Here is an 8,465-nt window from a genome sequence, read left to right on the forward strand (position 1 = left end):
GGGGGCTGTATCCGTGGCAGACACGCCCTATAGGGTGGGACATATGCACGCTAAACCATTCAGAATCGGACGCCTCCTCGCCCGGATCGGTGTCCTCCTCTCCGCCTGGACCATGGCCGCGTCGGCACCGCTGCACGCACAGGCGGCCGATCCCGGCTTCGATACCTATGTTCAGTCGCTATGGCCCAAGGCGCAGGCGCGCGGCGTTTCGCGCGCGACCTTCGACCGGGTTACGAGCGGGCTTCGCTTCAATGCGCGCGTCGTGGCGCTTGATCGCGACAATCTGGGCGCGCCGCCGCGTCCCGATACGCCGATCCCGGCCTTTGCGCCTTACAAGGCGAAGCATGTCGATGCCGCGCGCATCAATGGCGGGCGCCGCGTCCACGACCGCCTGTTGCCGCTACTGTCGCGGATCGAGGAGCGGACGGGCGTCCCGACGAGCATCATGATCGCGATCTTCGGACATGAAACCGCTTATGGGGCGGTAACCGGCAATTTCGACCTGCCCGAAGCGCTGGCGACGCTTGCCTATGAGGGACGCCGCCGCAGCTTGTTCGAGCCTGAATTCATCGCGACGCTCGAAATGGTCGAAAAGGGCGTTCCGCGCGAGGTGCTGAAGGGCAGTTGGGCGGGCGCGTTCGGCTATCCGCAATTCCTGCCCTCGGTCTATCTCAAGGTTGCCGAGGACGGCGACGGCGACGGCGTTGCCCGCATCTGGTCGAGCGAGGCCGACGCGGTCGAGTCGATCGGTTCCTACCTGCGCCGGGCAGGCTGGCATGCGGGCGAACCATGGGGCGTTGCCGTACGCGTTCCCGACGGCTTCGACCGTTCGGCAATGGGAACCCGGCTCGAGCCGACACGCTGCCCGCGCGTTTTCGCCCGCTACAGCCGCTGGCGGTCGATGGCTGAATGGCGCGCCGCCGGGTTCCAGCCAGTGAGCGGACGCTGGCCGGCGGACCATATTCAGGCGACCTTGCTCGAACCCGACGGCCCGGGAAAGACCGCCTATTTGCTGACCGGTAATTATCGTGCGATACTCGACTATAATTGTTCGAACTTTTACGCACTTTCTGTGGGGTTGCTGGCGGATGAAATCGATCGTTAGGGGCGGGGGCGCGGCCACGCTGGTCGCAGGAACGGCATTGGCGCTGGCGGCATGCGGCAGCTTTGACGGCAAGAGCAATACGGCGGTCGCCGCTGCGCCCGCGACGGCACCTGCCGACAATGGCGTATCGGACGTGCCGGTGAAACTCGGCGATCCCTATACTATCGCGGGCACGACCTACACGCCCGCGGATGTCGCCGATTATGACGATGTCGGCTATGCAAGCTGGTATGGTGAAGAAGCGGCGGGCAAGCCGACCGCCAATGGCGAGATATACAACCCCGACGGTATCAGCGCCGCGCACAAGACGCTGCCGCTGCCCAGCTATGTCGAGGTAACGGCGCTCGATACCGGGCGCACGATATTGGTTCGTGTCAACGATCGCGGACCGATGAGCAACGACCGGCTGATCGACCTGTCGCGCGGCGCCGCCGCACAGCTCGGGCTGACCGATGCGGTGAGCGCGGTTCGCGTGCGCCGGACCAATCCGCCCGCCGCCGAGCGCGCGCAGCTTCGCGCTGGCAGGCCGGTACCCGAGCGGCTGGCAACGCCCGAATCGCTGCTGTCGATCCTGCGGACCAAGATCAAGCAGGTGCCCGTGCCCAAAGCGGCTGCCGCCACGGTTCCCGATCAACCGGCGCCGCCGACGGCATCGGCTCAGGCCAAACCCGGCGACGACCGGATGGCGGTAACCAGCAGCAAAAAGCCCGAACCTTCCAAGCCGGCCCCGGCGGCCAAGCCGGCTACACCCGAAAAGAAAGCGGAACCGGCACCCAAAGCGGTTGCGGGAAGCTTCGTCGTTCAGGTCGGCGCGTTCAGCAGCGAAGCGCGGGCCAATGTCGCAGCGAAATCGGTCGGCGGCCATGTCGACAAAGCCGGCAAATTGTGGCGCGTCCGCATGGGGCCCTTTGCCAGTGACGGCGAAGCAAAAGCCGCACAGGACAAGGCGAAAGCCAAAGGTTTCCGCGACGCGACCGTCCTGCGCGACCGCTAAGCCGTGCAGCGTCGAAACGGAATCGCGCGCGCTATAGGCGCCGGACTGGCGGTAACGGCGCTTGCAAGCACCTTTCCGGCGGCTTCGGCAGGGAATGACAAGCCGAAGCCGGGCGCGGTGAGCAGGCCGCTCTACGTAACCGAAGCGCCGATCGTGATGTTGAAGGATCTCGATTCGGGCGCGATCCTTTTTTCCCGCGGCGCGGGCAAACGCTTCGCGCCGGCCTCGATGGCCAAGGTGATGACCGCCTATGTCGTGCTCGACCTGATCAAGCGCGGCGAATTGTCGCGCGACAAGGTCTTCACGGTCAGCGAAGCGACCTGGCGCAAATGGAACGGCAGCAACGGCGGGTCGACGATGTTCCTGCGCGCCGGCGAGAAGATTTCGGTCGATGAATTGCTCAAGGGCCTGATCACCGTGTCGGGTAACGACGCCGCCGCGGCGCTGGCGGTCGGGATCGATGGCAGCGAAGCCGATTTCGTCAAGCGAATGAATGCGATGGCGGCCAAAATCGGCATGACGGCGAGCAAGTTCGGCACCCCGAACGGCTGGCCCGATGGCGGCGTGACCAAGGTAAGCGCTGCCGATCTTATCACGCTGGCGGACCGGCTGATCCGCGACCATCCCGATGGTTATGCACGCTATTTTTCGATCCCGCGCTTGCAGCATGGCGTGTCGCCAGAAGGCAAGCCGATCATCCAGCCGAACCGCAACCCCATTCTGGGGCGCTTTGCCGGGGCCGACGGCCTCAAGACCGGCCACACCGCTGAAGCGGGCTATTGCTTTCTCGGTTCGGCAAAGCGCGACGGCCGGCGCCTGATCATGGTGGTCGCGGGCATGAAGAGTGAAAAGGCGCGGCGCGACGAGGCCGAACGGCTGATGCGCTGGGGCTTTGACGCGTGGGAAGGCCGCGAACTGGTGCCCGCTGGCACCAAGGTCGGGGCGGTCGAGGTGCAACGCGGCGCACGGCCGAGCGTGATGGCCGAAGCTGGTATTGCGGTCCGAATGACGGTTCCCAAGGGCTATGCCGGCGGCTATCGCGCCGCGATGCAGAGCCGCAGCCCGCAAAACGCCCCGATCGAACGCGGCACTCCGATCGCGCGTCTGATCGTGACCCCCGACGGCCTGCCGCCGCAAACCACGCCATTGCTGGCGGCGAAAGACGTGGCGCCGGTCGATGGCGTCTGGACACGTCTGCGCAGCGGTTTTTATCGGCTCGCCGGCCGATGAGGGGGCGTTTTATCACGCTCGAGGGCGGCGAAGGGGTCGGCAAGTCGACGCAGATCCGCGCGCTGGCCGCAGCGCTTGCCGAACGCGGGATCGACGTCGTCGCGACACGCGAACCAGGCGGCAGCGCCGGCGCCGAGGCGATCCGCGCGCTGCTGATGGAGGGGGACGACGATCGGTGGGACGCGCGTAGCGAAGCGCTGCTCTTCGCCGCTGCGCGCGCCGATCATGTCGCGCGCACGATCCGGCCCGCGCTCGAACGTGGCGCCTGGGTGCTATGCGATCGCTTTGTCGATTCAACCCGCGCCTATCAGGGGGCGGGAGGCGGGATCACCGACGCCGACATCATGATGCTGCACGGCTTCGGCTCGCTTGGCCTGTTGCCCGACCGGACCTTCCTCCTGACCGTTTCCGCGGAAGAGGCGCGTCGGCGACTGGCGGCGCGCGATGCCGGCGGCGCCGATCGCATGGGCAGCAAACCCGCCGATTATCAGGCCCGGCTCGCCGCGCGCTTTGCCGAGATCGCAGCGGCGGAGCCGCAACGCTGGCGTCTTGTCGACGCCGATGCGCCAGCAACCGCGGTTACCGCGGCCCTGTTGTCGGAGCTTGCCGAATGGCTGCCATGATCGGCCATCACGACGCCGAGAAGGCCTTTCTCGAACCTTGGACAAGCGGCCGTCTCCACCACGCTTGGCTGCTCGCCGGCCCGCAGGGAATGGGGAAGGGCGCCTTTGCCGCACGGGTCGCCCGCTTTCTGGTCACGCACGACCGGGCGGGCGAGGGAGGCGCGCCGCTGTCGCTCGACGGTCCCGGTGACGAGCAGGCGGGCAGGCTCGTTTCGGCGGGCAATCATCCCGAGATCATCCATCTGACGCGGCAGGTGAAGGACAAGAGCAAGGATCTCGCGCGCAATATCACGATCGATCAGGTGCGCGGCATGATCCGCCGCCTGCATCTGTCGCTGTCGCTCGGCGCGTGGCGCGTCGTTGTCATCGATGCGGTCGACGATCTGGAAACTGACGGCGCCAATGCGCTGCTCAAGACGCTGGAAGAGCCGCCGGCGCAAACCTTGTTTTTGCTCGTCAGTCATTCGCCGGGACGCCTGTTGCCCACGATCCGGTCACGCTGCCGAATCCTGCGTTTTCAACCCGTTGAGCGTGACGTCATGACGGCGTGGCTGCACGACCTGCGCCCGATGCTCGACATGGCCGAGGTGCGCGCGATCGTCGCGGCTTCGGGCGGGGTTCCCGGCAAGGCGCTGGCGCTCATCGACAGCGACGTCGCGGTCATGGAAAAGAAACTGCTGGCGATCGCGACCGGCGGTGATCGCGACAACCGGCTACGCGAAGCGTTGGCGCGCGAAGTCGGCGGCACCAGCAACCGGGCGCGGCTCGAACTGGTGATCGACATCGTGCCGGGCCTGCTGGCACGGCTGGCGCGCGAACGCCCGCTGGGAGAGATCGCACCGGTGCTCGGTCAATGGGACCGCATCCAGCGGACGGTGCGCGATGCGGTGCGCGGGTCTTATGACGGGGCGATGGTGGGGTTCGAGATCGGCAACTGCCTCGCCGAACTCGCGCCGCGCGGCGGGCAGGCGGCACGCTGACGCTTTCCCTTGGCCGCGCCAGCGGCTAAGGCGCGCGCATGTCCGAACCATTTTATATCACCACCGCCATCAGCTATCCCAACGGCCGCCCGCATATCGGTCACGCCTACGAGGCCATCGCAACCGACGTGATGGCGCGCTTCCAGCGGATGCGCGGCCGCGACGTCCGCCTGATCACCGGTACCGACGAACATGGGCTGAAAATGTATCAGACCGCGCGCGACCAAGGTCGCGCAACAATCGATCTTGCCGATGAAATGTCGGGATATTTCCGTGAGATGTATGGCAAGCTGAATATCAGCTATGATAATTTCATGCGCACGTCGGATCCGGCGCACCATCGCGCATCGCAGGCGATCTGGCGGGCGATGGAAGCCAATGGTGACCTCTACCTCGACCGCTATGAAGGCTGGTATTCGGTTCGCGACGAAGCTTTCTATGATGAAAGCGAACTGACAGACGGGGAAGGGGGCGTTCGCCTGTCGCCGCAGGGGACGCCGGTCGAATGGACCGTCGAGGAAAGCTGGTTCTTCCGCCTGTCGGCCTATCAGGACCGTTTGCTCGCGCTCTATAACGACAATCCCGACTTCATCCGCCCCGAAAGCCGCCGCAACGAGGTGCTGCGCTTCGTCGAGGGCGGATTAAAGGATCTGTCGGTATCGCGCACGAGTTTCGATTGGGGCGTCCCGGTGCCGGGCAGCCCCGGGCATGTGATGTATGTCTGGGTCGACGCGCTCACGACCTATTTGTCGGGCATTGGCTATCCCGACATGGACGGCGATTTCGCACGATTCTGGCCGGCGAACATTCATATGATCGGCAAGGATATCGTTCGTTTTCATACTGTTTACTGGCCGGCCTTCCTGATGAGTGCCGGTCTGCCGCTGCCGCGCCAGGTGTTCGGTCACGGCTTTCTGCTCAACCGCGGCGAGAAGATGTCGAAATCGCTCGGCAACGTTGTCGATCCGATGACGCTCGCCGAACAGTTCGGCGTCGATGCGCTGCGCTATTATCTGCTCCGCGAAGTGAGCTTCGGACAGGACGGCAGCTATTCGGCGGAAGCGATCGTACGCACCGCGAATGCCGACCTCGCCAACAGCTTCGGCAATCTGGCGCAACGCAGCTTATCGATGATTTTCAAGAATTTGGGCGGTGAGATTTCGGCGGATTATGCGCCAGCGCAGGATGATCTCGATCTCCTTCGCGATATCAACGACATGGCATTGACGCGTCTGCCGCGCGAATTCGAGCAACTCGCTTTTTCCGTAGGGATCGAAGACTGGATCCGTGCGGTCTTCGCCTGCAACCAATATGTTGATACGCAGGCGCCTTGGGCGCTGCGTAAGACCGATCCCGAACGCATGCGCGCCGTGCTGATGACCTTGTTCCAGGCTGTTCGCACACTCGCGATTGCGATCCGTCCGGTGGTGCCGTCCGCGGCCGACGCGCTGCTCGATCAGATGGGAATTGCCGACGATGCGCGCGACTTCGCCGCGCTTGCCGATACCGAATGGTGTGCGAAGCTTGCTGCCAGCGGCTTTGCGGTCGGTCAGCCGGTTCCCATCTTTCCGCGCCTCGAGTTGCCCGAGGGGGAAGGGGAGGCTTGATGCTCGTCGATTCGCACTGCCACCTCAATTACAAGGGGCTTGCCGAGCAGCAGGGCGAGGTGCTGGAGCGGGCGCGGGCGCGCGGCGTTACGGCAATGCTCAACATCGCGACGCGCGAGAGCGAGTGGGACGATGTCCTGGCCGCTGCGGAAGCCAATACAGATGTCTGGGCGAGCGTCGGTATCCATCCGCACGACGCCGATCATCATCCCGATGTCGATACCGCCAAGCTCGCCGAGCGGGCCGCGCATCCGCGCGTGATCGGGATCGGCGAGACGGGGCTCGACTATTATTACGACAAGAGCGATCGCGTGCGGCAACAGGAAAGTTTTCGCCGCCATATCCACGCGTCGCAGCAGACCGGCCTGCCGATCATCGTTCACACCCGCGATGCCGAAGCCGACACGCTGGCGCTGCTCGGCGAAGAGATGGAAAGGGCGCCTTACACCGGTGTGATCCATTGCTTCACCGCGAGCGACGACTTCGCCAAAGCGGCGCTCGACCTTGGGCTGTTCATCTCGATCTCGGGGATCGTGACGTTCAAAAATGCCGCCGATCTTCAGGCGACGGCAAAATGGCTGCCGCAGGACAGGCTGCTGATCGAAACCGATTCCCCCTTCCTTGCCCCAGTCCCGCATCGCGGCAAGACCGGCGAGCCGGCCTTTGTGGCCGATACGCTGGCATTTCTGGCCGACCTGCGCGGCGATGATCGCGAAGCGCTGGCAGCGGCGACAAGCGCGAATTTCTACGCGCTTTTCAACAAGGCGGCGCCATGACGTCACACGCGCCATGAAGGTTCGCATTCTAGGGTGCGGTACCTCTTCCGGGGTACCGCGGATCGGTAACGACTGGGGGCAATGCGACCCCGACAATCCGCGGAACCTGCGCAGCCGGGCCTCGATCATGATTTCGCTCGGCGGATACCGGCTGATCGTCGATACCAGCCCCGACATGCGCCTGCAGCTGCTCGACGCCGGGATCGGCGAGGTCGATGGGGTGATATGGACCCACGAACATGCCGATCATACGCACGGCCTCGACGATTTGCGTCAGATCATGCATCTGCGCGGTTCGGCCGTACCGGCCTACGCCCGCGCGCATGTTCTGGATATTCTGAAATGGCGCTTCACCTATGCCTTTGCCGGCAACGCAGGCTATCCGGCATCGGTCGATCCGATCGAACTGGCCGATCATCAGTGGATCGGACCGATCGAAGTTTCGGCACTCGAAATGCCACACGGCCCGATAAAGGCCAGCGGCCTGATCTTCAGCGACGGTGCGCACAAGATCGGATACGCGACGGATTTTTCACGATTTACGGATGAAATGGTCGATTTCTTCCAGGGGGTCGACTTGTTCGTGATCGACGCGCTCCGCCGCTATCCGCACCCCACGCATCCGCATCTCGCGATGACGCTCGAAGGGCTCGCCAAGGTGGGCCAGCCGCGGGCCATTATCACGCATATGGACAATACGATGGATTATGACGATCTGGCCGGCGAGCTGCCTGACGGCGTCGAGCCTGGGTACGACGGGCTGGAGGTGGAATTGTGAACGGCGATACCACGGTGCAGATGATCTGGTTCGTCGGGGCCTTTGCGCTGGTCTTGAGCTCGCTCGCGGCCAGACGGCTCAATCTGGCCGACGGGCTGAAGATGGCGCTCGCGTGGGTGGCGATCTTTGCGCTCGTATTTCTCGTCGTCCGGACGTGGCAGCTTTTTGCCTGACGATTCAACGAGAGGGGGGCAAACGGGCCTCCCCGCTATATTGAATTTAACATAATATATATTATCGGATAATTTTATGTCGAATACGCCTTCGCTGTCCCCCATCGATCGGCTGCTCGCGATCATGCGCCAATTGCGCAATCCCGCTGGTGGATGTGAGTGGGATTTGGCGCAGGACTTCACAACGATCTCGCCTTAC

The 8,465-nt window shown here is 64.2% G+C and carries 9 protein-coding genes; all 9 read left to right on the forward strand.

Translation table 11 applies throughout. The annotated features are described in order from the left end of the window. The first annotated feature begins 112 nt into the window (after positions 1–112). The 9 genes from ABS88_RS20825 to ABS88_RS20865 all read left to right on the forward strand — a co-directional run bounded on the left by ABS88_RS20825 (position 113) and on the right by ABS88_RS20865 (position 8,266). Entirely contained in the window at positions 113–1,105 is a 993-nt protein-coding gene (locus tag ABS88_RS20825; RefSeq protein ID WP_174531823.1) for a lytic murein transglycosylase, read from the forward strand. Then, the gene (locus tag ABS88_RS20830) at positions 1,089–2,099 is read left to right on the forward strand and encodes a septal ring lytic transglycosylase RlpA family protein (protein WP_062902448.1); all 1,011 of its coding nucleotides are present in this window, start codon (positions 1,089–1,091) and stop codon (positions 2,097–2,099) included. The genes ABS88_RS20825 and ABS88_RS20830 overlap by 17 nt, the downstream gene beginning before the upstream one ends. Before the next feature lie 117 nt (positions 2,100–2,216). After that, a complete protein-coding gene (locus tag ABS88_RS20835) occupies positions 2,217–3,329 on the forward strand; it encodes a D-alanyl-D-alanine carboxypeptidase family protein (protein WP_286750468.1) in 1,113 nt (370 codons plus the stop codon). Further along, positions 3,326–3,952 (forward strand): dTMP kinase, encoded by a 627-nt coding sequence (tmk, locus tag ABS88_RS20840; protein WP_286750469.1) that lies wholly within the window; start codon positions 3,326–3,328, stop codon positions 3,950–3,952. Before ABS88_RS20835 ends, tmk begins: the two co-directional genes overlap by 4 nt. Next, positions 3,940–4,932 (forward strand): DNA polymerase III subunit delta', encoded by a 993-nt coding sequence (locus ABS88_RS20845; protein ID WP_286750470.1) that lies wholly within the window; start codon positions 3,940–3,942, stop codon positions 4,930–4,932. Before tmk ends, ABS88_RS20845 begins: the two co-directional genes overlap by 13 nt. Before the next feature lie 38 nt (positions 4,933–4,970). Beyond that, a complete protein-coding gene (gene metG / locus ABS88_RS20850) occupies positions 4,971–6,539 on the forward strand; it encodes a methionine--tRNA ligase (RefSeq protein ID WP_286750471.1) in 1,569 nt (522 codons plus the stop codon). Next, the gene (locus tag ABS88_RS20855; RefSeq protein WP_286750472.1) at positions 6,539–7,315 is read left to right on the forward strand and encodes a TatD family hydrolase; all 777 of its coding nucleotides are present in this window, start codon (positions 6,539–6,541) and stop codon (positions 7,313–7,315) included. Before metG ends, ABS88_RS20855 begins: the two co-directional genes overlap by 1 nt. Positions 7,316–7,328: 13 nt before the next feature. Continuing rightward, positions 7,329–8,093, forward strand: coding sequence for an MBL fold metallo-hydrolase (locus tag ABS88_RS20860; RefSeq protein ID WP_040590753.1), 765 nt, complete (start codon positions 7,329–7,331; stop codon positions 8,091–8,093). Further along, positions 8,090–8,266, forward strand: a complete 177-nt coding sequence (locus tag ABS88_RS20865) for a hypothetical protein (RefSeq protein WP_156001432.1) — start codon at positions 8,090–8,092, stop codon at positions 8,264–8,266. Before ABS88_RS20860 ends, ABS88_RS20865 begins: the two co-directional genes overlap by 4 nt. Positions 8,267–8,465: the final 199 nt, after the last annotated feature.

This window comes from Sphingopyxis sp. SCN 67-31, assembly GCF_001725095.1.

Bases quoted from the DNA above. Each gene is read 5' to 3' on its own strand.
- ABS88_RS20825 (WP_174531823.1), top strand. From the start codon at position 113: ATGGCCGCGTCGGCACCGCTGCACGCACAGGCGGCCGATCCCGGCTTC.
- ABS88_RS20830 (WP_062902448.1), top strand. From the start codon at position 1,089: ATGAAATCGATCGTTAGGGGCGGGGGCGCGGCCACGCTGGTCGCAGGA.
- tmk (WP_286750469.1), top strand. From the start codon at position 3,326: ATGAGGGGGCGTTTTATCACGCTCGAGGGCGGCGAAGGGGTCGGCAAG.
- ABS88_RS20845 (WP_286750470.1), top strand. From the start codon at position 3,940: ATGGCTGCCATGATCGGCCATCACGACGCCGAGAAGGCCTTTCTCGAA.
- metG (WP_286750471.1), top strand. From the start codon at position 4,971: ATGTCCGAACCATTTTATATCACCACCGCCATCAGCTATCCCAACGGC.
- ABS88_RS20855 (WP_286750472.1), top strand. From the start codon at position 6,539: ATGCTCGTCGATTCGCACTGCCACCTCAATTACAAGGGGCTTGCCGAG.
- ABS88_RS20860 (WP_040590753.1), top strand. From the start codon at position 7,329: ATGAAGGTTCGCATTCTAGGGTGCGGTACCTCTTCCGGGGTACCGCGG.